Source organism: Chryseobacillus diguaensis, assembly GCF_049220665.1.
GTDB lineage: Bacteria > Bacillota > Bacilli > Bacillales > Bacillaceae > Metabacillus_B.
In genome coordinates this window covers 40,882-63,876 of sequence record NZ_JBMKNV010000017.1, presented here as the reverse complement: position 1 = coordinate 63,876, position 22,995 = coordinate 40,882, and the positions used below count along the sequence as shown (strand labels likewise).

General features: G+C 40.2%; 18 protein-coding genes and 1 pseudogene. 4 read left to right on the top strand and 15 right to left on the bottom strand.

Annotation, left to right across the window (positions count from 1 at the left end; all coding sequences use genetic code 11):
- Positions 1 to 267 precede the first annotated feature (267 nt).
- Genes ACOT8F_RS18975 through ACOT8F_RS18965 form a run of 3 tightly spaced genes read left to right on the top strand, consistent with a single transcriptional unit; the run spans position 268 to position 2,233 of the window.
- On the top strand, positions 268 to 657 hold the full coding sequence (locus ACOT8F_RS18975; protein ID WP_421653506.1) for a GntR family transcriptional regulator: 390 nt from the start codon (positions 268 to 270) through the stop codon (positions 655 to 657).
- The gene (locus tag ACOT8F_RS18970) at positions 654 to 1,550 is read left to right on the top strand and encodes an ABC transporter ATP-binding protein (protein WP_421653505.1); all 897 of its coding nucleotides are present in this window, start codon (positions 654 to 656) and stop codon (positions 1,548 to 1,550) included. The genes ACOT8F_RS18975 and ACOT8F_RS18970 overlap by 4 nt, the downstream gene beginning before the upstream one ends.
- The gene (locus ACOT8F_RS18965) at positions 1,547 to 2,233 is read left to right on the top strand and encodes a hypothetical protein (protein ID WP_421653504.1); all 687 of its coding nucleotides are present in this window, start codon (positions 1,547 to 1,549) and stop codon (positions 2,231 to 2,233) included. The genes ACOT8F_RS18970 and ACOT8F_RS18965 overlap by 4 nt, the downstream gene beginning before the upstream one ends.
- Before the next feature lie 78 nt (positions 2,234 to 2,311).
- Here the strand turns inward: ACOT8F_RS18965 and mgrA are convergent, their stop codons facing one another.
- A complete protein-coding gene (mgrA, locus tag ACOT8F_RS18960) occupies positions 2,312 to 3,310 on the bottom strand; it encodes an L-glyceraldehyde 3-phosphate reductase (RefSeq protein ID WP_421653503.1) in 999 nt (332 codons plus the stop codon).
- A 152-nt stretch (positions 3,311 to 3,462) separates the two neighbouring features.
- On the opposite strand from mgrA, the gene ACOT8F_RS18955 reads away from it, so the two are divergent.
- Positions 3,463 to 3,918, top strand: a complete 456-nt coding sequence (locus ACOT8F_RS18955; protein WP_421653502.1) for a type 2 periplasmic-binding domain-containing protein — start codon at positions 3,463 to 3,465, stop codon at positions 3,916 to 3,918.
- 323 nt (positions 3,919 to 4,241) lie between these two features.
- On the opposite strand, the gene ACOT8F_RS18950 is transcribed toward ACOT8F_RS18955, so the two are convergent.
- The 14 genes and pseudogenes from ACOT8F_RS18950 to ACOT8F_RS18885 all read right to left on the bottom strand — a co-directional run bounded on the left by ACOT8F_RS18950 (position 4,242) and on the right by ACOT8F_RS18885 (position 22,895).
- Positions 4,242 to 5,732 carry an MFS transporter gene (locus tag ACOT8F_RS18950; RefSeq protein WP_421653501.1) on the bottom strand — a complete coding sequence of 497 codons (1,491 nt, stop codon included), beginning with the start codon at positions 5,730 to 5,732 and terminating at the stop codon, positions 4,242 to 4,244.
- A 224-nt stretch (positions 5,733 to 5,956) separates the two neighbouring features.
- Positions 5,957 to 7,411, bottom strand: coding sequence for an aldehyde dehydrogenase family protein (locus tag ACOT8F_RS18945; protein WP_421653500.1), 1,455 nt, complete (start codon positions 7,409 to 7,411; stop codon positions 5,957 to 5,959).
- A 138-nt stretch (positions 7,412 to 7,549) separates the two neighbouring features.
- Positions 7,550 to 8,611, bottom strand: coding sequence for a homoserine dehydrogenase (locus tag ACOT8F_RS18940; protein WP_421653499.1), 1,062 nt, complete (start codon positions 8,609 to 8,611; stop codon positions 7,550 to 7,552).
- A complete protein-coding gene (locus tag ACOT8F_RS18935) occupies positions 8,601 to 9,848 on the bottom strand; it encodes a M20 metallopeptidase family protein (protein WP_421653498.1) in 1,248 nt (415 codons plus the stop codon). The genes ACOT8F_RS18940 and ACOT8F_RS18935 overlap by 11 nt, the downstream gene beginning before the upstream one ends.
- 41 nt (positions 9,849 to 9,889) lie before the next feature.
- On the bottom strand, positions 9,890 to 11,089 hold the full coding sequence (locus ACOT8F_RS18930) for a cystathionine gamma-synthase family protein (protein ID WP_421653497.1): 1,200 nt from the start codon (positions 11,087 to 11,089) through the stop codon (positions 9,890 to 9,892).
- Between the two features lie 14 nt (positions 11,090 to 11,103).
- A complete protein-coding gene (locus ACOT8F_RS18925) occupies positions 11,104 to 12,108 on the bottom strand; it encodes a cyclodeaminase (RefSeq protein ID WP_421653496.1) in 1,005 nt (334 codons plus the stop codon).
- 28 nt (positions 12,109 to 12,136) lie between these two features.
- Positions 12,137 to 13,324: a M24 family metallopeptidase gene (locus tag ACOT8F_RS18920; protein ID WP_421653495.1), complete on the bottom strand. Its 1,188-nt coding sequence runs from the start codon at positions 13,322 to 13,324 to the stop codon at positions 12,137 to 12,139.
- Positions 13,325 to 13,904: 580 nt separating this feature from the next.
- Positions 13,905 to 15,617: a PucR family transcriptional regulator gene (locus tag ACOT8F_RS18915; RefSeq protein WP_421653494.1), complete on the bottom strand. Its 1,713-nt coding sequence runs from the start codon at positions 15,615 to 15,617 to the stop codon at positions 13,905 to 13,907.
- 307 nt (positions 15,618 to 15,924) lie between these two features.
- Positions 15,925 to 16,929 carry a hydroxyectoine utilization dehydratase EutB gene (gene eutB, locus ACOT8F_RS18910; protein ID WP_421653510.1) on the bottom strand — a complete coding sequence of 335 codons (1,005 nt, stop codon included), beginning with the start codon at positions 16,927 to 16,929 and terminating at the stop codon, positions 15,925 to 15,927.
- A gap of 239 nt (positions 16,930 to 17,168) precedes the next feature.
- A pseudogene (locus ACOT8F_RS18905) lies at positions 17,169 to 17,533 on the bottom strand (transposase); the annotation flags it as partial.
- 390 nt (positions 17,534 to 17,923) lie between these two features.
- Positions 17,924 to 20,029, bottom strand: a complete 2,106-nt coding sequence (locus ACOT8F_RS18900) for an ADP-ribosylglycohydrolase family protein (protein WP_421653493.1) — start codon at positions 20,027 to 20,029, stop codon at positions 17,924 to 17,926.
- 26 nt (positions 20,030 to 20,055) lie between these two features.
- Positions 20,056 to 21,204: an ADP-ribosylglycohydrolase family protein gene (locus ACOT8F_RS18895; RefSeq protein WP_421653492.1), complete on the bottom strand. Its 1,149-nt coding sequence runs from the start codon at positions 21,202 to 21,204 to the stop codon at positions 20,056 to 20,058.
- 16 nt (positions 21,205 to 21,220) lie between these two features.
- Positions 21,221 to 21,532 carry a DUF4387 domain-containing protein gene (locus ACOT8F_RS18890; protein WP_421653491.1) on the bottom strand — a complete coding sequence of 104 codons (312 nt, stop codon included), beginning with the start codon at positions 21,530 to 21,532 and terminating at the stop codon, positions 21,221 to 21,223.
- A complete protein-coding gene (locus ACOT8F_RS18885) occupies positions 21,516 to 22,895 on the bottom strand; it encodes an acyclic terpene utilization AtuA family protein (protein WP_421653490.1) in 1,380 nt (459 codons plus the stop codon). The genes ACOT8F_RS18890 and ACOT8F_RS18885 overlap by 17 nt, the downstream gene beginning before the upstream one ends.
- Positions 22,896 to 22,995: the final 100 nt, after the last annotated feature.

The following is a 22,995-nucleotide window of genomic DNA, read 5'->3' as shown; positions in this document are numbered from 1 at the left end:
ATTTGATCACGATTCATTTGATTATTTTTAGACAGCATTTCAATCACCTCACTAGTTACTTCTTTCATTATACAAAAAAACTGCCAACATCCTCCTCAAAATCGAGGAGTTTGTCGACAGTCTGAAAGGATGCACTCGGTGCATCCTTTTTTTGTTCTCAATTTAACGAACACTTTGCATTTTTAAAAATGGGCTTCCTGTTTTTTCGTATTCCCATTGACATATTATCCCACAACTTATATAGTTAGTTACATAAGTAATTAACCAATGTTCCTAAAAGGAGGAAGGGCTACGTTGATAGATGACAGCCGTCCCATATACGTACAAATAGCAGAACGAATCGAAAATGACATCATAGAAGGCGTGCTGCCGGAAGAAACTCAAGTTCCCTCAACCAATCAGTTTGCGGCTTTTTACCAAATTAACCCTGCTACAGCAGGAAAAGGAGTTAATCTGTTGGTCGATCAAGGCATTCTTTACAAAAAAAGAGGAGTAGGCATGTTTGTCGCTTCAGGGGCACTTGAAAAGTTAATGGAAAAAAGAAGAGAACAATTTTTTGAGCAGTATATTATCACAATGCTCCTGGAGGCAAAAAAAATTGGAATCACGGAAGAAGATCTAAAAGAAATGATTAATAAGGGAGTTAAAAGGCGATGAACCAAATTGTTGAGGTAAATGGGCTTACTAAAACGTATGCTGATGCCGCAGTAGTTAAAAATATCAGTTTTTCCCTTGAAGAAGGAAAGATTTATGGCCTCCTTGGAAGAAATGGTGCAGGTAAAACAACACTTATGAATATGTTAACCGCAAGGCTTTTTCCTACAAGCGGCGAAATCAAAATTTTCGGAGAGGCACCTTATGAGAATCGTGCTGTTCTTAGCCAAATTTGCTTTATTAAGGAAAGTCAGAAATATCCTGATCAATTCCAATTCGCAGACTTGCTTGATATTTGTTCCGCAACATTTCCAAATTGGGATCAGCCATTTGCGAACTCCTTATTGAATGACTTCAAACTCCCTATGAAACGCAAAATAAAGAAACTTTCCCGCGGCATGCTTTCTTCAGCCGGGATAATCATTGGCCTTGCAAGCAGAGCACCTCTGACGATATTTGATGAACCTTATCTTGGGCTTGATGCTGTTGCGAGAAACATATTTTATGATCGCTTGCTGGAGGACTACAGCAAACAGCCCCGTACAATCATTTTATCTACTCATTTAATTGACGAAGTCAGCAAAATTTTAGAACATGTGTTAGTCATAAGCGATGGAAACCTGATTATAAACGATGAAGCAGACGCCATCCGAGGAAAAGCCTTTACTGTAGTCGGTCCAGCCTTAAAAGTGGATATTTTCACAGAAGGGAAAGAATTGCTGAAGCGTGAAAAAATCGGCGGTTATGTATCCACTACCATTCTCGGAGAACTTTCCCCAGAAGAGAGACTACAGGCAGAAGATCTCGGCCTGGAACTCGCTCCAGTATCGCTGCAGCAGCTGATCATTCATTTAACGAGCGCTAAAGAAGATAACAAGGAGGCAAAAGCCCAATGAATCCAATATCTGCGGTCATGAAAATTCATTCGAGGTATAGACTTACACTGTTCTATCTCCCCTGGCTTACTAGCATAGGAAGCCTAGCTATTAATATAATCATTGCTTCTTTTGTTCGTACACATGAAGGTTTTTATACAGGGGGAATGATGACCATATTTGTCTTTATGTTTGTTGCTGGTATTGTCATTCCTTCCCAGACGTTTCCTTTTTCCATTGATATGAGCTTAAGAAGAAGAGATTTTTTTGCAGGCACTCTTGCGGTGATGTTTCTTGTCAGTATTGTGTCAGCTCCACTACTTTCTCTTTTTTCCTTTCTGGAAAGCCATGTAACATCTGGCTGGGGCTTTAATATCCATTTTTTCAGCTTGCTGAATGTCTTTAGTGATAATACTTTCTGGCAGATATGGATTTTTCTTACTCTGTTTGCCTGGAACTTTATGTTAGGGTTTGTCATATCAAGCTTGTATCAGCGTTTCGGCAAAAATGGGATGTACATTTTCTTCCCTCTTTTAGGTCTTCTTTTTACAGGATTAAGCTTTATCTTTACTTATTTTCAATGGTGGTCACCAGTCTTTGGATTTGTTGCCCATCAGCCCAATTTATTGGCTTTAGCCATGATTCTGATCAGCGCTATTTTCGCTTTCTTTTCCTACTTGCTGCTTCGAAGAGCAACCATTTAATCCTCCGCGATTCATACAAGTAAAAGTAAACAAACGGAAAAAGCGGCCCATTTATAATCTGGGCCGCCTGTACTTATATTATTTCGTGTTTTCCAGAATTCGCTCAATCCTTGCGAATTCATCTTCTGTAAAATCAGGCTTATTCAGTGCTGCCACATTATCCTCAATCTGGCTCACTTTGCTTGCACCAATAAGTGCTGAAGTGACGCGCCCTTCACGCAGCACCCAGGATAGAGCCATTTGCGGAAGGCTTTGACCGCGCTCTTCAGCAAGGTTGTTCAGCTCCCTGACACTTTTAATGACTTGTTCTGTTACTTGATCTTCTTTTAATGCTCCAGTTGATTTGGCGGCTCTAGAATCCTCAGGAACACCTGATAAGTATTTTGGCGTAAGTAAGCCTTGTGCGAGCGGACAGAATGCTATGGAACCCACTCCATTTTCCTGAAGGACATCCTGTAGGCTATCTTCAATCCATCTGTTCAGCATTGAGTATTTCGGCTGATGAATCAAAAGCGGTGTTCCCAATTGATTCAGGATTTTAACGGCTTCTTCCGTTTGTTCGGCACTGTAATTGGAAATTCCCACATATAGAGCTTTTCCCTGTCGGACGATTGAATCCAAAGCGCCCATCGTTTCTTCAATAGGAGTATTCGGATCCGGACGATGCGAATAAAAGATATCCACATAATCGAGTCCCATACGTTTTAAGCTTTGATCAAGGCTTGCTGTTAAGTATTTTTTTGAGCCCCAATCCCCGTATGGCCCTGGCCACATCGTATAGCCTGCTTTTGAAGAAATAATCAATTCATCACGATATGGAGCAAAATCCGTTTTTAATAGTTCTCCAAACATTTCTTCTGCAGAACCTGGCGGCGGACCGTAGTTGTTTGCCAGGTCAAAATGGGTAATTCCCAAATCGAAGGCTCTTCTCAGCATGGCACGGCCGTTTTCAAACGTGTCGACCCCACCAAAATTATGCCAGAGTCCAAGCGATATTGCCGGAAGCAAAAGCCCCGAGTGGCCGCACCTGTTATATTTCATAGATTCATAACGACCTTCTGCTGCTTGATAGACCACATCATTCACCCCTGTTATTCATTTTTCCCATTTTTTTAATGGCTTCCCACAAGCTGTCATCTTTCATTCTATCATTATCCTCCAGCTTGTCCTATCCCCCGCTTCTGGTTTTAGTTTGTCATGCTCCAAGAACCTCTTTTCATAAAGGAGCGATGATGGATAACCTTTTGGAAAATCCGAATTCCTATACAATTTGTATCGAGCAGAATTGGGGAAATGATGACCAAATCTCCTTTGTGGAAGCGGCCAAAGCAAAAAAAATAGACCCCGGCAGCCTGCATTTCAGAGTCTATGAAAACGCAGAGGATCTATTCAAAGCACTTGCCAATCATACGATAGATGCGGCTCCGCTCTCATTATCAGAAGCTGTCCCTTATTACTTTAACGGTCAAGTCAAGCTTCTCGGAATCTCTTCTAAAGACAGGATTCCTGGATTAATGAATATTCCTACCTGGGAGGAACAAGGCATACATACTTTTTTTGGCCATTGGAGAGGGATCATGGGACCTCATGATATAACTGAAACCCAAGTAAAAGAGCTGGATGCCATCTTTGAAAAGTGGCGAAAACTCCAGAATGGAAGGCATTTCCACAAAAATTTTATTTAACAGCCTTTTATGAGCAGCGGGAGTATTATGAAAAACTGATGAAGTAAGGGAAGACTTTAAACAAGTAAAAATGCCGGGGCAGGATTTCCCCTCACCCCGAGTCCTGTTTACCCTTTGATGTTTGCCCTTTTGCTTCGAATTCACCCTGCAGGAAATCAAAAGCGATTAAACTGTGCTTTACTTCTCCTTCCAAAAAAAAGCTGCTAACCAAATCCCAAGATTTTATAGAATGCTCCACAACACTTTCCGCCAATCGATAATTCTGCACCTTTTTCGATCATTAAAACGAAATGAATATCAGCTTTTTTTATCCAGAAATCGGCTTAACGTATATTTTCCGCTTTTTTTCCTGTGGGGACCCCGTTATGACCTTCCTTAACTACCTTCTCTTTCATTTCTTCTGCCATCCACCAAAGGGATTCATCAGAATTTTTTAAAACTTCTTCAATCTCGCTTGGATTTTCAACAGCTGGAGAAGATCCACGCAATGATTTTCCTGCAGTTTCTGTGACAAATAAGGCAACAATGATGAGCCCGAAAAGACAAACACCCATTACGTAATAAGCAGGCAGCATATTATTCTTAGTGATACTAACAAGCCAAGCGATTACAAGAGGTGTAGTTCCTCCGAATAAAGATGTCGAAAAATTGTATGTTATCGCAAGTGACCCGTAACGTACTTTCGTAAAAAAGATTGATGGTAACGTTGCTGGAAGTGCACCTTGGAAAGCAGCGAGCAGCGTACTTAGGAGGAGCAATCCACAAAAGACAATATAATTATTGCCGGTACCAATCATCATAAATGCCGGTACACTGAGTACAATGACACCGATTAAAGCTGTCTTAATAATACGATTACGGCCAAAACGATCACTCAAATAGCCCATTCCTAAGATAATAGGCATCATAATAATCATAACGAGAAGGATCAAAATCAATCCTTGGGTTTCACCATAACCTAATTCTTGTGTTAAATAAGCTGGCATATAAGTGAGTACCATATAGACCATCGTATTATAAAAGAGTACTATTCCAATGCAGATTAAAAGTGGTTTCCAATGGCTGATCATAATTTCTTTAAGGGTGGCACGGTGTTTTTCTTCTTTTTCTGCTTTTAACATCGCTTCGAAGGCAGGCGTTTCTTCCAAGCGAGTACGGAAGTATAAACCGATAATTCCTAAAGGACCAGCAAATAAGAATGGTATCCGCCAGCCCCATTCGACCATCTTTTCAGGACCTAGAAGGAATGTCATAATCGTGACTAACCCAGCACCAGCAGAGAAACCTGCGAGCGTTCCCACTTCTAAACCACTAGCCATAAAGCCGCGTTTTTTATCTGGAGTCGATTCTGCGATAAAAGTCATCGCACCTGCATATTCTCCTCCTGTTGAAAACCCTTGAATGAGCCTAAAAATAATTAACAGGATAGGAGCAGTCATCCCAATGGAAGCATAGCTTGGAATGAGACCGATGCTTAGAGTCGCTGCCGCCATCATTATTAATGTAATAGATAGGATCTTCTTTCGCCCGATTCGATCTCCCATCATACCAAAAATCAAACCGCCAATCGGACGTGCAATAAATGCAATGGCAAAAGCCGCAAAAGAATAGACTAACTGAAGGGAAGGATCAATTTCCGGAAAAAAAACTTTCCCAATCGTAACAGCTAAATATGAGTAGAGACCAAAATCAAACCATTCCATGGCGTTACCAAGCGAAGTAGCAAATACTGATTTTTTAGCAAGTTTAGTATCTACAACAGTAACATCCTCTTTTTTTAACTCTCTATGGATATTATTTTGTTTATGGTTCATTATGTTCCCTCCTTTAGCAATTTACTCACTCTGATAGTTCAAGTTTCAATAGAAGATCTACATACCCATCCATCCGCAGAGTCATTACTTTTCATAACTAATGCAATAGAATGTATGATAAGTGGTCATGTTCAGTCTTACTTTTCAGATTCGAAGTGTGTCTTTAGATTATTCGAACCTATCATAAGGGCAGGACTGGCTGGTTTATCAAAATCTATCTGTATTTAGTATGAGAAAGTTGAGTTCGACAATTTAAAACAAACAACTTTTGGTTCCGTCATTTCTTGAATCGCAAATTTTATTCCTTCGCGTCCTAATCCTGATTTTTTCACCCCTCCGAATGGCATGGCATCAATTCGGTAGTCGCTGCTGTCATTAATCATAATGCCGCCAACATCCATCTTAGTAATAGCTTTATGAGCTTTATCTATATTTTTTGTAAAAATACCTGCCTGTAATCCATAATTTACATCATTTGATTTTTCAATTGCTGTATCAACATCCGAAACTTGGTAAAGGAGAACGACTGGTCCGAAGATTTCTTCTTTTGCAATCAGACAATCCTCTGGTATATTTTTCAATACGGTTGGTGAATAGAATGCTCCATTCCGAATTCCGCCTGTCAATAAAACTGCACCTTTCTCACACGCTTCATTTACCAGCTTCTCGACGCGCATCGCTTCTTTTTCTGTAATAAGCGGACCCATATCAGTTTGTTCTGATTGCTTATCACCAATGTTATATTGGGTGGTGCGTTTCACAAATAAAGTTTCAAATTGATCCATAATAGTCTCTTGAACATAAATTCGCTGTACACCAAGGCAATTTTGACCTGCTGCCCAAAATGCTCCGGAAACAGTGGATTCTACAGCCTCTTCTACATTGGCATCCTCCAATACGATAACAGGTGAATTTGAACCTAGCTCCATACTGATTTTTTTCAAGCCGGCTTTACGGACAATTTCTTCACCTGCCTCCATTCCGCCAGTAAAGGAAATCATTCGAATTGCAGGATGTGTCACTAGAACATCCCCAATCTCACTTCCAAAACCTGTTATAACAGATAAGATTTTTGAAGGTAATCCTGCATGAGCGAATGCTTTTGCCAGCATCAATGCACTCAGTGGCGTTACAGTTGCCGGCTTTACGATAATGGCATTTCCAGAAGCGATGGCCGGTCCTACTTTGTGGGCAACAAGGTTTAGCGGGTCATTAAATGGTGTAATGGCCCCTATAATTCCAATTGGAAAACGATAATAATATCCAACTCGATTCTCACTGCCTGGCACTTGATCAAATGGAATCGTCTCACCGTGAATCCGTCTTGTTTCTTCTGCACAAATGCGAAGTGTTTCAACACATCTTTCTACTTCTTTCGTTGCTTCACGAATTGTTTTACTGCCTTCTCTGGCAATAGTCCGTGCGTACTCCACAGAATGCTGCTCGATATAATTTGCAGCAGCGCTGATAATTCTCATACGTTCATGTACAGGCATAGAGGCTGCAATCTTGGCACCAACTTTTGCTTCTTCAATACATTTCATCATATCTTCTGCCGATGCAGCTGGTACTGTATCAATAATACTGTTATCTTGAGGATCACGAACCTCAATGATTCGATCACCATTTACCCAATTGCCTGCAAGAAACATCTTTTGACCTGAAAGTTGAGTTGGCATTACATTACCGCCTTTCCATCATTAGACTTTTACTAATTCTGATTTCGCAAAGATTGTTGTCATTCGTACGAGCTCTAATCACGTTTATAGACTGGTTTCGGGTTTTAGTCCTAAATTAAGATTTATCAGCAAAAAAGTTTAAGAAAAGAGCCTTACTAATTGTCTTTCACGTTCTATGGTAATTAAGTCGATTAATAGGGAGAAACCTGTTTCAATTTTCCCGGCACCAGCACCGCTTAATGTCACTGTGCCTAAAAGATCACATTCATAAGTAATCGCGTTCATAGCACCGCTGATTGAGGCAAGAGGATCTGTTGCATCGACTTTTTCTGGAACAACTGAGGCAATTACCCTGTTGTTTTCTTTACGTGCTTTCGCTAATAGCTTCCAGCGTTTCCCCTCTGCTTTTGCTTCTTCAATATCTTTTAATGTGATGTCTGTGATCCCTTTGCAAAATACTTCTTCTACTGTCAGAGGTGCGTTCATGACATAGTTTGATAAGATAACAATTTTGTATCTTGCATCATAGCCTTCTACATCACTAGCAGGATCCGCTTCAGCAATCCCTAACTCTTGTGCCTCTTTTAAAGCTTCTTCATAAGACACACCTTCTTCTTCCATTTTCGTTAAAATGTAATTTGTTGTGCCGTTTAAAATTCCGCGTATTTCTGTGATATCATTTCCTGCTAAAGCAGCAATCGGCATACGCAGAGCAGGTGTTCCACTCATAACAGTTCCTTCAAAGCCCCAGTAAACACCATGTTTATTGGCAAGATCAGAAAGCTCTTTGTAAGCAAGTGCAACAGGTCCTTTGTTTGTCATGACAACATTTTTGCCACTCTCAAAGGCAGCCTTACAATGATCGATCGCAGGTTGACCTGTTTTTACATCTGTGTATGAAACTTCAATGATTGTATCCGCGTTTGTTTCACGAATCGTTTTTAGGCTATCCCATCCTGTCATAAGCCCTGACGTTTGAGGATAGTTTTCGAGGCTGCCAGTTTCTTTTAATACTTGTATAGCCGTATTGATATCAAGTCCGCTCGGAAGATAGATTGAACCTTTTATTAAATCAGAAATTGCTACTATTACAGCCTCAAAGCCTTCATCTTGTTTTAACACTTCTTTTTTATCATTCAGAATTTCAGCTAATCCTTGACCGACTACTCCAAATCCAATAAACGCCAGTTTATGCGCCATATGTTTGCACCTCCAAATGATGATTGCTTGGTAAGCTAAACTCGCCTTTTAAAAATTTAATAGCTGTTTGTCCGAGAATTGCAGCCCCTATCGGTAAGCAGGTTTCGTCAATATCAAAAATTGGCGTGTGCAAATCCCTTTGAACTCCATCTGGTGATGCACACCCTAGAAAAAACATCGAACCTGGAAGCTTTTGTGTCACATAGCCGAAGTCTTCTCCCCCAAGTCCGAATGGACGATTTGTGATCTGAAGGTCAGGATAGATCTCAAGCATCGTTTCGGTAATCCACTCATTGACAAGGGAACTATTGTTTAACGCTGGTTCGCCTCTTTGAACATTCAATGAATACTTACCACCAAGGTGTTCAACAATTGAAAACGCTTTCTTTATTTCTGATTCTAAGAAATTACGGATCTCAGGTGTATAACTGCGAATCGTCCCTTCAATGAAAACCTCGGTCGGGATAATGTTGCTTGCTGTTCCTGCATGAATTTGCCCTATGCTCACAACTGCTGAGTCTAATGCAGATACTTTTCGGGCAACAATCCCATGCAGTGCCTGCATAACAGGGCCTAGCATCCAAATCGGATCTGTGCCAAGCTCCGGATAAGCTCCGTGGCCGCCTTTTCCATAAATTTTCCCTTCAAACACATCCACATTGGCCATACTGTAACCATCGCTAATTTGGGCGGCACCGACTGGAAGCCATGGACACATATGAAGTGCGATTGCCGTATCTGCCTTGTCATAAACACCTGCCTGCACCATATAAGGAGAACCAGAAAGCCCCTTTTCATCTGTACTTTCTTCAGCCGGCTGAAAGATGAATTTAACCGTTCCTGTTATTTGGCCCTTTTTAAAGTGATCAGCAAGTATGGCAGCCACACCTAGTAAAATAGCTGTATGTGCATCGTGTCCGCATGCATGCATGACACCCTTGTTTCTTGAACGGTAACTTGTTGTATTTTCTTCATTAATTGGCAAGGCATCGATGTCAGCTCTGATCGCAATCGTCGGCTCTTCACCTGAAGTTAATGTTCCGACTACACTTGTTTCTACACCGATTCCTCTTTCTACTTTCATTCCATCAATCTTTTGTAATGTTTCAGCAATAAATAGGGCAGTCCCGAATTCCTGAAAACTGAGTTCGGGACGTTGGTGAAAAATACGTCTCCATTCAATCAGTTTGTTGTACAAGCTGTTTGCTTGTTTAACTATGGGATGTTTATTAGGCATTCACCACACACCTCACCTTGGACTAGAAAACTTATCATCTATTAAACTTGCAAGGAACTTTCAACGTGGTTAAATGCTAGTTCAAAATCAGTAATTAAATCTTCAATATCTTCAATTCCGCAAGAAACGCGAATTAACCCTTCAGGAATTCCCATTGCTGCACGCTCTTCTGGTGTACATTCAACATGGCTTGTCGTACGAGCAGGTCCTACAGTAGTTTCAACAGCACCTAGATTCGCAGCACGATTTGCAAATTGTAATTTGGGAAGTAGGTCTCTTACGGTATCTACTCCTCCTTTTACTGCAAAACTGAGCATTCCGCCAAAATCCTTCATTTGCTTTTTCGCGATGCCGTGATGCGGATGTGTTTCAAGACCTGGATAGTAAACACCTTCGACTAGTTCTTTTGTTTGCAAGTATTTTGCAAGCGCCATTGCATTTTCACATTGCTGGCGCACGCGAAGATGAAGTGTTTTCATCCCCCTTAAAATCAGGTAAGCTGCCATTGGATCCATTGTAGCGCCATTGATTTCACGAAAGTGGTAAATTTTTTCAACTAGTTCATGTGAACCGCATACAACACCGCCTAATGCATCAGCGTGACCACCGAGGAATTTCGTTGCACTATGAATAACTAAGTTTGCTCCCAGAGCAAGCGGGTTTTGGTTGATTGGAGTCCCGAATGTATTATCAACGATGACAAGTGCACCAGCATTACGGCCCGCTTTTGCCATGCGCTCAATGTCTGTAATCTTCACTGTAGGATTTGTTGGTGTTTCTAAATATAAAATTTTACAGCCTTTTGCCACTTCTCCTTCAATTGCCTCATGATTTCCTGTTTCACAAAGAACCACATCGATTTGTTGACGAGGAAGGAACTCAGTAAAGATCTTATTCGTACCGCCGTACGTATCTTTAATAGATACAATGCGATCACCAGGCAATAAAAATGTAGATAATGTGTTGCTGATAGCAGCCATTCCTGTAGAAAAGCTTGTTGCTGCCTCTGCACCTTCAAGAATTTTTATTTTGTCTTCAAATGCTTGAACAGTTGGGTTTGTGTTACGTCCATAAATGTGTCCTTTTTTCTTTCCAACTGCCACATCATACCACTCATCCATATCATCATAGCCATATGCTACGCTTAGAACGACCGGTACTTGTGTTGCTCCATGCACTAAATATTCTTTTTCTCCAGCCCATACTGCTTTAGTCCCTGCTTTAATGTTTTTGTTTGTCATATGACCACTCCTGATTAGTTTTTTAATGATAACGTTTTATTTTCAACTTTTAATCCTAGATTACGTTTGACCATCTCGTTGTAAGCAAACAATGCAATCGCTGTATCTTGTACACCTGTTCCTGTTAAATCACAAACAGTAATTTGTTCTTCATTTTCACGGCCGATCAGTTCCTTTGATGTTAATTGGCCTATTTCAGTAATGAACGAGTTTTTTGTTAATACACCACTGTCAAGGGCGTGATGCAATTCTCCAAGTTGAGCACATTGTGCTATCGAATCACACACAAGTTTATCCGCTCGTGCTAATACTTCAGCTTCTATTTCCTGCTTATGTTCAGCATCAGATCCCATTGCTGTGATATGAAGTCCAGGATGCAGCCATTCTGCTTTGATAATTGGCTTATTTGCTGGCGTTGTAGTGATGACCAAGTCACTATTCCGAACTACTTGTTCTGCACTTTCCGCTACTTGGACTTCAATGCCAATTTCGTCTTCCATTTCCTCCGCATATTTTTTTGCACGATTAGCAGAACGGGCAAACACAAGGATCTTCTTAAAATCGCGTACTAGCTTTAATGCTCTTATCTGGAATCTTGCTTGACTTCCTGCTCCAATCACACCTGCTGTTCCTATATTATTTCGTGAAAGATATTTAGCAGCAATTGCTCCTGCTGCAGCCGTTCTTACCTCGGTTAAATAGCCATTATCTAAAAGCAGCGCCTGAGGAATACCAGTTTGTGTACTAATCAGGATCATTAAACCGTTCCCGCTTGGAAGACCCAGATTATAGTTATTAAAGAATCCAGAGGAAACCTTTATCGCAAACATATCTTTGCCTTTGACATATGCTGTTTTTACGTCTACTTCGCCGTTTTGATCCTGAACATCAACACGCATAATCGGTGGCATTTTCACTTCGTTGTTTGCTAGTTTCGTAAATCCATCTTCAACAGTGGTGATGGCTTCAAGATTCAGTTTTACATATTGTTTAAGCTCCTGCTCAGTAAAGATAAGCATCGCTCTGCTGCACCTCCTTATACAGTGTCTAGTTTATTGTTAAAACTCCTTCTTTGATAAACAACTCTCTCGGGAGTTTTGCGAACGTTTCACACCCAGTTTCTGTAACTCGCAATGCTTCACTCGATTCAAATCCGTATTGATCTAACCAAATACCAGGAATAAGATGGAATGTCATATTAGGCTGAAGAATCGTTTTGTCCCCTTTTCGGATACTTGCTGTATGCTCACCCCAGTCGGGAGGATAGTTCAGTCCCATTGCATAACCAAGCCGTGATTCTTTTATAATGCCGCTTTTCTCGATTGTTTTCCTCCAAGTTTCTTCAATTTCTTCACATGCAATGCCTGGCTTTATCATGTCAAGACAAGCATTCAATCCTTCTACAACGACATTCGAAAGGTTTTTTATTTTATCTGAGGGTTTACCAATATGAACTGTTCTTGCAAGTGGCGAGTGATAGCGTTTGTAACAGCCAGCTAATTCTAAAATCACTGTATCCCCTTGTTTATAGCATTCATCTGTCCATGTTAGGTGAGGAGTGGACGTTTTTTCGCCAGATGGAAGCAGTGGCATAATCGCTGGGTAATCACCGCCGAACTCTTCTGTTCCAGTGACTTGCGTATGTAGAATTTTCGCTGCTACATCGCATTCACGAACACCTTCATTGATCAGTTCAATTCCATCTATCATAGCTTTTTCAACGAATAACCCAGCGCGTTTCATATACTCGATTTCTGTATTGGATTTCACTATGCGAACCCAGTTTACTAAAAGTGTTGCATCATGGAACACGGCATTTGGTAATCCTTTTTTCAGCTGCTCATAACATTTAGCAGTAAAATAATAGTTTTCCATCTCGACACCGATGGAACGCTTATCTTGACCAATTTGTTTTAAAATATCGGCAACAAAGTCCATTGGGTGTTTTTTATCTGATTGAACATAATCTTCTGGGTATGCAATAATGTTTTCATGATAAAGCCAAGTTGTTACTTTTGCTCCGTTTGCATCCTGGCCTCTGCCAATCCAAATAGGCTGATCTTCGTCATTAATAATCACTAACATTTGATGTACATAGAATGACCACCCATCATAACCAGATAAATAGTTCATATTAGCCGGATCTGTAATTAGCAATACTTCAATCCCTTTTGCTGCCATTCTCTCTTTTGTTTTTCGAATTCTCTCTTTATACTCTGCAGATCCAAATGACATGGAAAACTTCCTCCTATCCCAATAATGTTTATTGAATTTTTCGAATAATAAATCTATTAATTCATTATAGACGAGGATGACAAAGCAATCATCTGCAAAAATGTATGAATATTCAAATAGTTTGTAGTCAAATTATAAAAAAGTGTGAAATTTTATGACAAACGAGGATTATTTCGAAAAGGATGAGATATGATTGCATTTCATTACGTTCGGAAAAATGAAGATTTCTAATGATCTGTGAAAGTAATCGTTTATTACCTGCAAAATATCCTAATTATCAATTGTCCGTCATCACAATCGTATTTTCCCGGAAAAACAAAGACCGTCATGGAAATCTTTTGTAACTAGATTTTCATGACAGTCTTATTTTTTGGAATGCGCGTGAACAAGAAAGCAAACCTCCAGTATTCACCAGCATAGCTAACTAACCCTGTTACGGTAATTATCTTTTTAGCTGCAGCAAGTTTATCTTTGACATTAATCATCCTGTATGCTTGCTCATCATAGATGACATACATAATAAAGCTGTCTTTTGCATTAAAGCCATATTCTTTTTATCTACTGTTTCTCACTCCGAAGATTATCCTTCTTCTGTTATTTTGTCAGATACACCCATTTTCCAAGTCTTGATGCTTAAGTCTAATAAAAATAAATCATCAGGTTCAATAACCGAAAGACCTGTCAATGATTCTATTTTTCTTAGTCGATACAACAAGGATTGTCTATGCAAATTCAATGACCTTGCTGTTTGGCTTACATTTCCTTTAAACTGATTATACGCACTCAATGTATCAATTAAATCCATATTACGCTGGTCATCATATTGAATAAGCGGTTCAATCGTCGACATAATGACTTCTTTCATTTCCTCATTTTGAGCAAGGGTTAAGAGAACACGTTCAACGCGTGTGTCTTCATACATCATTCGACACCCTGCCCCTTTTTTACGCCTCCCAATGTTTAAAGCAACGTTTGCATTTTGATAGCTATCTGTAAAGCCCTTAAAACCTTCATTGTAGTTGCCAATTCCCCATGATAGAACAACCTCTGGAAGCAAATTTCCTAAACGCCGTTCGACAAGGTTCAAAAAATTTATAGCGTTTTCCATCTTATTTTCGGATGGAATCTCAAGGAAGATAAGCAATTGTTCTCCTTGGTATGTCATCATCACTTCTCGTTTAGTAGATTGTGCTGCGTAAAAAATTTCTTCTTCAATGTAAAGGATCATACTATCAAGCCACTGCTCAAATGAATGATCTTCTTGATGCTGCTTCCGAAAAAGCACCTTAAGATTTTCAGGAAATCCTAAAATGCAAACAAACGGGAGCTTTATATTGTAACCTAGTAATTTTGCTCTTGTATTTGCTTGTTCACAGGAAACAAATCCTCCTTTAGCAAGTTCTAGTACAAAATCACTGCGAAGACGCATTTTCGTCTCCTCGATGGCATTCTTTCTTGAAAGCCAAAGGGCGATTGTTGTTGCGGAATGCTCTAACACGTTTACGCGATACTGGCTTAAGAACTCGTCCGCAGATGTACCGGAAGGCAATATCACAAATAAATAGCCTTGTGGATCACCTAAAACTTGAAGCACTGGAAGCTGCAGGATCGTCTGATTTTCGACTTCAATCATTTGAAACTTCTGAAACATAGGATCACGCGTTAATTCAGATGTGTCTTTTCTTGAAGGAAGAATTCCTCTCAGTACATAATTTTTCCATTTTTCAATAAAATTTACAGAATGACTGCCATTTTCTTGGATCAAACCTGATCGGTCAGTAATAATGATTGAACAGCCAATTTGTTTTTGTATAAAATTTGAGATATGGTTAAGGTCTGTTTCTTTTAGAATTAACTTTAACAGCTCCTGCTGTACTTTCTCTGATTTCTCCCGCTCTTTATATTGAATATCGTTAATCTCTTTCATAACTTCTTCAATAATACTTGCAAATCGGATTTCCCATGGAATGGAAATAATCATAAATTTATGCAATTCAGCTAATTCAATGACCTCTTTTGGAATATCAAATATATACCTTCCCAAAGCAACCATTAGTGCTGATGCTTCAGAGTCAATAATGTCTTGTACAAACTTTTTAAATCCATCAACATTGTTGCTGCATCCAATTCCAGTAGTTAATACTACCTCATTTTTTCGTACGAAATTTTCAACAGGCATCTCAATCACGGAAATCCATTGAATAGTTCGTTCGTTTGCAGCAGCTCTTCCTGTAATAATTCTGGCGTTTTGCATAATCTCGTAATTTAAAACATCCTCTATTGTTAATCTCATGTCGTCCCCCCTCTGACCACTTAAAGATAAAACAAATAGAAAAACATGGCTTATCGGCAAACCAAAGCCATATTTTTTCTTGATATCATACATTATACATTTTATATAGAGGTAATGTTTTACTATCCTTGCAAGTCGTTCATATCAGTATAATAAATGAGGGAAAACGTTTAAAATACAGAGGCCTCAGTAAACTTTTGTCATTTTATAAGGGGTTGAAAATAAGATGGCATAGTATGCTTCCTTTGGCACTTCCTTCGATCTAAAAAAATGGTTTTCAATTTATTACATACCACTTGATATAATTTCACTTTCCAACAACAGTGTAGTTTTGAATTAACTGAAGCAGTATTGAAAGATCTACATTGTGACCACTTATAATAACAGCGATATCACCATCTTGATGAGGGATTTTGGTTCCTAAAACTGCCGCAATTCCGGTGGCTGCTGCGCCTTCCATAATGATTTTATGTTTGTCCATCATAAAAGCCATACTATAAGCAATTTCATCTTCAGGAATGAGTACCAGCTCATCCATATATTGCCGGACCATTGAAAACGTATATTGATTATCAAGACCGATTCCACCTAACAAACTATCAGCTAGTGTCTCACTTTCCTCAAGCATTATTGGTTTACCCGATTTTAAACTTTCATACATAACCGCGGATTGTTCCATTGAGACACCAGTTACTCTTATTTCATGATCATTCGATTTCAATGCCAAGCCAATTCCGGAGAGAAGTCCTCCTCCTGAAAGAGGAACGATCACATCTTTCAGATTAGGAAGATCCTCCAGCAATTCCAAGCCAATTGTTCCTTGTCCTGCAATGACATGAGGATCATCAAATGGCTGAATTACCGTTAATCCCTTTTCTCTCTCCAGCTCATAGCAGCGCTCTCCTGCGTCATCTTGGCTATTACCAACTATCTCAATTTTTGCTCCCAGCCTTTTTAAAGAATCTACTTTTGCTTTTGGCACTCGATTTGAAATACATACAAAAGCATCAATCCCGAGTTTTTTTGCTACATACGCCACAGCCATACCATGGTTTCCAGTTGAAAACGTTGCAACCCCTCGTTTTTTTTCTTCTTCACTTAAGCTCAGTATCTTATTGGCCGCTCCTCTTACTTTAAATGCTCCTATCTCATGAACATTTTCAAGCTTTAAATATACAGGACGGCCAATTTTTTCTGAAAGAATACCAGATTGGATCAATGGTGTTCTATTGACAATCGCAGTAATTCGTTTTCTTGCTTTCCAAATGTCGCAGATTTTTATATCTTTTTTTTCTTTGGCTCTAAAAGTCATATAGTTCTCCCCTCCTTGTATTCTAAGATAAATACTAATTCCTGCTATAAGAGATATCAATTGTAAAAATTGCCTATAAAATGGAGTAACTTTTCATACAGTTTTATCGGTGAAAATCTTAACCTGCTGAAAGTAACATTTATTTTACTAAATTTAAATAAAACTAATGTATTCCATTTTCTAGAACTTCTTTTAGCAATGAAAAAAGACAGTGGATACTATCGAAATGAACCAAGATTTATAAACAAAACCAGGAGGTTAACATCCTTTAACCTCAATTTCACGGAATTTGGTCAGGGAGCTCGGGTCTATGACTTCCTCTTCTGGAGTCATGTCCAGAAAATATTTGAAGGACATATCGTATTTGGAACGTTCGACGATATCCACGTCCGAAAGGTCATGGATCGTTTTTAATAATAGGTATTTGAACATGCGAATGGGATAAATTGCTTTCCTGCCATTATAAGGCAATCCTTATCCTTGAGCTCTTATAAACAAAGGTAAAGTCGAGGTCATTAATCCTGCGCAACCTATTATCCTTTGGCACGATGAGGTCATAGAGAATATAAGGACTTAGCTTGATCGACTGTTGTATTGGCATCATTGGAACCACCCCTACTCGAATAGATTATCTCCATTATAAAACAAAAAAGCCAGATCCCTTAAAAAGTAAGGGATTTGACCTCTAGCAGTTTGTTTAAAGTTATTGGTTTCTTAGCACTAGGCTGATTGAAACGGAAGGTGCGAGACTCCTGTGGTCAGCGGGACAGGTGAGACCCCGGAGGCGTATTAGCGCAGAGGAGGCTCACCGCACGCCCCGCGGAAAGCGAAGCATCCTGGAGTGGAAATCAACCGGCTAATTTAACAAAGGCTATCCTTTAAAGACTTTTTCAGTGGCCTCGTTCAATACAGAGATCATCTTCTTCTAGCTGCCTAGCCTTTTTATCAGTGTCCTTGACAAAGGATACAGATTATAACGGAGAGTCCTTCCTAATCAATTAATTTCCCTGATTTTAAAGTCCCCAATTATAAAGCTCCCTCTATTAAGACTTCCAACTCCATACATCCCTGACTGAAACCTGGGATCTTTCTGTTCCAACACTTTATCCCCATTGATTGAAATTGCAAAGCATTCTCCCTTGCATTCAACCTCAAATAGATATTTCTGGCCATGCGTCCATTTATAGGGAACAGTTTTTAAACGGGTGTATCCAAAGTCATTCAGAATAAAAGAAACCTTACCTTCTCCATCAAAACCTGCCAGATAGTGACGTTTTATTCCTCCTGCCCTTACAATAACGAGATGACTGTTTCCCGATAAAGGAGCAATGACTGCCGAAAGCTGCAAATCTTTCGCATAGTAATTACCTGTATAGGCTGAGCAATCATCAATGCTCTCGGATATCATATGTCCCCCGTCAAGCCTCCATATTCCCTTATGGTGAGAGAATGGCGTAATGGATTTAAACTCTTCACATTGTTTGGAGAAATCAATATGATAGTCTGCGTTTCCGTATATATGAAACTCATCCATCAAAATTCTCCCAAATGCCCTGTTTGCTAAGGTGGAGCTGCTTTTTATGATATATCCTACCTCATCTATGCAGGCTCCCTCTGTGTCTGGTATTTGAAATTCGATACAGTTCCAGATTTTACTGACTAACGACACAGGCTGAAGAGTTATTTCTTTTTGATTAAAGGTGTTTCTTACATAAGGAGTAATAATGATTTCTTCCCCGCTCCATTGATCAAAGTAAAGCTGTACAGAAACGATTTGCCCGCTATAAGCTTTAGGTGAAAAAACAGGCTTATATTTTTCATCATTGAAATCTGCTCTTCGGTAGAAAAGCTTATAATAGATTTTACTTTTATCTGCGGAGGTCATACGGTCTATAATGATTTCCAACGAGCCGTTTTGGCGGAAGCCTCTTTCCTTTGTATGCCGAAGGATCGTTTTAAAAGGATTGTCTGTTTTAAAACCATGTGTGGAGCCTGGAAGAATAAAATCAAAATACACTTCGCCTTTCTTAAAGGAAGCTTTCGTCTCCCTGGAAACCTTCGCCCCACTAAGTCTGGAGGATAGCAGAAGCAATTCCTTTGAAAAGGATGGGATATCAAGATTATTCAAATAACCCGATACACTGGAAGTAATCACCGTATCGTTTATTGGTTTTCTGTAATGATCCGGAATTCCCTCAATGCCATTTAAGACTCCCGCAATCGTACCCACGTTTCCAGCATTGCAGTCTGTATCCCAACCGCACATCACAGCGATTTCAATCATCCTGGAAAAATCCCCAGCACTATAAAGCAGAGCAAGTACGCATACAGCGGCATTCGGAATAATGTGGCATATTCCAGGGAATTTATCATATCCCCACTCAAGCTCGAGGTACTGTTGGCACGCTCTAAAGTCATCTGGGTTCATTCTATGAAAATCGGAAACGGCAGAAGCTGCTTTGTAATAAATAGAGTCATTCGGAATAACGCTCAATCCTGCTTCAAGAATTTCTGTTACGTTTTTAGCAAAAAAAGCCTTTGAAATACAGGCGGCCATAAAGCGCGCACCGTACAAACCATTCTTATCATGAGAAACACTTGCCGCCTTTTCAGCATAATCTGCTGCTTTTTCTATGTTTCCCGGGAACAGAAGGCCCCATGTATCGATAAAAATCTGACCGCCGATCTGCTCAGCTAGAATAATTCCATTTGTATCCGAGGAACCGGTTAAGGGCGGCAGCATTCCCTTTTTTAAATTAAGAAAGGCTGTATGCTCCGTGCTGATTGCCTCTCCTCCCCACCAGATCATCCCGATTCCATCCCGGATATAGTTCTGCCAGGCTTTTCCTACATCTTCGGGCTTCAGCTCACGGCCAAAGGCGTCATCAAGCAAAGCCCTGATAAAAAAGACCGGGCCATTCACATCATCATCAGCTGAAAAGGTTTTGTATTCCTTAACATAAGCCTTAATATCACCATACACTTCTCTTATTCTCTTATACGTCCATTCAATAGGTTCAATCGGGGCCCCGAGCCGAATGCCGGCATTCATTCCTAAAAAACCGGCATAAATCTTTTCCAGGTACTGTTCAGTAAGCAATTCTGTTCCCCCTGTTGTGCCCGTTTTTAATTCATTATATTTTCTCTCTTTTTGTTCAGCTCTATATCATTCTTAATGATTTTCATGGAGGTTGGAATAAAAGCCTCTGAAAGGTTCAGCAGGTTCAATTGATTTGTCCGTTCCAGAATTTCGATGTCTTCTTTTCGAATCACATTGTCTCCATGCATGGCCCCCAGAATAACACCAATCATCACACCGATCGAATCTGTGTCCCTTCCTGAGTTGATGCCATCATAAATGGAAGAATAGTAATCACCATTGTTTAGAAGAATGAAAGCAAGCGCCATTGGCAGCTCTTCAATCGATAATAGCCTGCTTGGTGTGTAATGGCTGGAAGGCAACCCTGTTTTATCAATGCTTCTTTTGACGTCATCCCTCATTGGTGAATAGGCTGCGATCACCCTTTGCAGCTGCTTTACGACTTCATCTCTGTCTGCATTCCGCGCTTTTAAGGAGCGAGCTGCATTTGCCATATCAATAATCGCTTGTTTCGTCCCATCCTTTGCAAATGTGATGGCTGTTTGTACTATATCCTCTGCTTGAGCATTCTCTTCAAAGGCTTTCGCAACACAAGCTGCAAGTACCCCAGCCGCTTCAAGTCCATAGCTGTTTTGATGACCCAGCGCAAACAGAATCGCTTCATCATAGGCACCTTTCGGGTTACCTGCATTCACAACTCCAATGGGGGCTATATACATAGCCGCACCGCAATTGACCATATTCCCGATTCCAGCCTCCCTCGGCTCGCAATTCGCAAGAACATGCCGTGTGAACAAATACTTTTCAGGATAAAATAGGCGATCAATTAAAGGAGCTTCTTTTCTAAACTCCGGGATATAGGTTTTGCGAAAAGCAATTTCCTTCATAAACTCATTTCCGAGATCATATGCGTCCAAATGTCTTTTTTCCTTTAGATAAACTCTTATCAATGCAAGCATCATCAGCGTGTCGTCTGTAACCGTTCCAAAGCCTCGCTCTTTCCCTTGGCTTTCTTCCGGCAAATCGGATTTATACCAGACTGTATTGAGGGATTCAACCCGGCCATACCGTTCCTTTATTTCTTCATAGCTCAGCTTTTCAACGACAGCTCCCAATGCATCCCCTAAGGCCGCTGAAAGGATGACTCCCCTTACCCGTTCCTGAAATGAAATCATGGCCTCACTCCATTTCTTACTGGATTTCGATTAAAAATAATGGAGCATGCTGCTGGGCTCCATATACATCCCTGTCCCCTACTGTTCCTGATGGGGTTTCTCTTGCTATCGTAATTTTTATTCCCCGCGCCTGATCAAAAAATACAAATTGATGAACTTGCTGTTCTGTAATATTGTAGAGCGAGCAAATTCTATGAATGCTGATTTCACCTGAGTTCTTAACTCTCTCGTAAGCTTCTTTTGATTCAAATAAAATATCGAGCGTCAATTCGAATGGTCCTGAATTTTTACTTCTTATCACATGGGCAAGTTCAGTTAGTAAGGCCATAGGATACTCCCCTTCTTGCATACTCTGCTTTGAATAGCCCTTCCTGATCTTCCATCAGGTGATAAATAGAAAATTCATAAACAGCTCCAAATTCAATATCGCTTGGAGCAAAAGGAAATGCCAGATTGCCAGCAGTCGATTTTCTATTTTCATAACCATAGTGCAAAAAGGTAGAGCGGACTGTCGCACAAATACTATTTGCCAGTTCCTGTGTCTTTGCCACTACCTCAAAGAGAACAGCCGCTTCGTGGCCTTTAAACAATTCGGTTTCCTTCGAACCTAAAACGCCGTTCATTCCGTAGTTATAAAAATGGATTCCGTAATCTTCCGGACTAATTTCCGAGTAATAGTCTGCTGTTTGCTGCTTCACCTGTTCTTCGACTTCATCCAGTTTCTCAAGCAAAAGGGGATCCCTGACTCCAGCCAAAACGAACGTGCGATAAGCTTTTTTTCTGGCGCCTTCCAATTTGATCATCCGCTTTTCAGCAGGGAAATATTTGCTATGAAAAACTTCAATCACTCCCGCATCACGCTCCACAAACTCACAGTCTTTTAAATGAAGAACAAAACCTGGTCCCTTTAATAGATAAGGATGCTCTTTTTCATAAAAGGTATGGGCTGCGACACTCACAGACGTGCATTTTCGTTTAGGATTCAGGGATTTTACAGTAAAGGAGTTTTCTTTGATGGTTCCTAAGATACAATCCTTTGTTGTTCCCGGCTCAGCACAAAGAGCCCCGCATTCAAGGATTTTGCCAAGATGGTAGCTAAGACCGGGTTCTTTTCCGTAATAGAGACCAATTGCTGCAAATGGAGAAGGATCATACGCTCTGCCGCACACAATAATATCGCTCTCGCAGTTTAATGCCTCAACGATTGGCTCATGCCCCATTTGTGCAACAATTTGCTCTGTTTCAAGAATAGTCTGCTCGGTTAGTGCGGGAATATTAGGGCTTAAAGAGATGATTTTTTCTTCTTTTAAGGCTTTGACAATGTGATGTTTAGGAATATCGGCTCGAATAACAGCAACTTTGGCATCAAGCTTGTCCTCCTGGAGAATTTCTTCAATAATCTCCAATGTCCAGTCAACATGGATGCTGGCCCCTGCGCCGCCAGCTGAGCCGATAATAATGGGGATTTTTCTTGGCAGCCCGTTCCTTATTAGGATTTGCAGATCTTTTTTAGCGGCTCTCTTACTAACGATCGAAACACCTGCTCCAAGCTTATGAGGTCCTGCATCTGTTGAGCCTGCATCCACAACAATCCCGTGGATCTTCTCTTTTAGCCCAATTAAAAAGGAGTTTTCAGGAAAGCCATATCCAAGCATTCCACAAGGAGAAAGGATGCGGATGTCTTCAGCCATATTTATCTCCCTTTCCTAAAACAGTCTTATTAAAGTTTAGGAGAAGCAAACGGGATTTATGCCAGAAAAAAAAGAGTGTGAACGATTTAATCGCTCACAC

Coding starts and splice junctions, on each gene's coding strand:
- ACOT8F_RS18920 (WP_421653495.1), bottom strand. CDS start 13,324: ATGTCATTTGGATCTGCAGAGTATAAAGAGAGAATTCGAAAAACAAAA.
- ACOT8F_RS18915 (WP_421653494.1), bottom strand. CDS start 15,617: ATGAGATTAACAATAGAGGATGTTTTAAATTACGAGATTATGCAAAAC.
- ACOT8F_RS18890 (WP_421653491.1), bottom strand. CDS start 21,532: ATGGCCTTACTAACTGAACTTGCCCATGTGATAAGAAGTAAAAATTCA.
- ACOT8F_RS18930 (WP_421653497.1), bottom strand. CDS start 11,089: ATGACAAACAAAAACATTAAAGCAGGGACTAAAGCAGTATGGGCTGGA.
- ACOT8F_RS18955 (WP_421653502.1), top strand. CDS start 3,463: ATGATGGATAACCTTTTGGAAAATCCGAATTCCTATACAATTTGTATC.
- ACOT8F_RS18940 (WP_421653499.1), bottom strand. CDS start 8,611: ATGGCGCATAAACTGGCGTTTATTGGATTTGGAGTAGTCGGTCAAGGA.
- ACOT8F_RS18885 (WP_421653490.1), bottom strand. CDS start 22,895: ATGGCTGAAGACATCCGCATCCTTTCTCCTTGTGGAATGCTTGGATAT.
- ACOT8F_RS18945 (WP_421653500.1), bottom strand. CDS start 7,411: ATGCCAACTCAACTTTCAGGTCAAAAGATGTTTCTTGCAGGCAATTGG.
- eutB (WP_421653510.1), bottom strand. CDS start 16,929: ATGACTTTTAGAGCCAAAGAAAAAAAAGATATAAAAATCTGCGACATT.
- ACOT8F_RS18950 (WP_421653501.1), bottom strand. CDS start 5,732: ATGAACCATAAACAAAATAATATCCATAGAGAGTTAAAAAAAGAGGAT.
- ACOT8F_RS18925 (WP_421653496.1), bottom strand. CDS start 12,108: ATGCTTATCTTTACTGAGCAGGAGCTTAAACAATATGTAAAACTGAAT.
- ACOT8F_RS18895 (WP_421653492.1), bottom strand. CDS start 21,204: ATGATTTCATTTCAGGAACGGGTAAGGGGAGTCATCCTTTCAGCGGCC.
- ACOT8F_RS18975 (WP_421653506.1), top strand. CDS start 268: ATGTTCCTAAAAGGAGGAAGGGCTACGTTGATAGATGACAGCCGTCCC.
- ACOT8F_RS18935 (WP_421653498.1), bottom strand. CDS start 9,848: ATGCCTAATAAACATCCCATAGTTAAACAAGCAAACAGCTTGTACAAC.
- ACOT8F_RS18970 (WP_421653505.1), top strand. CDS start 654: ATGAACCAAATTGTTGAGGTAAATGGGCTTACTAAAACGTATGCTGAT.
- ACOT8F_RS18965 (WP_421653504.1), top strand. CDS start 1,547: ATGAATCCAATATCTGCGGTCATGAAAATTCATTCGAGGTATAGACTT.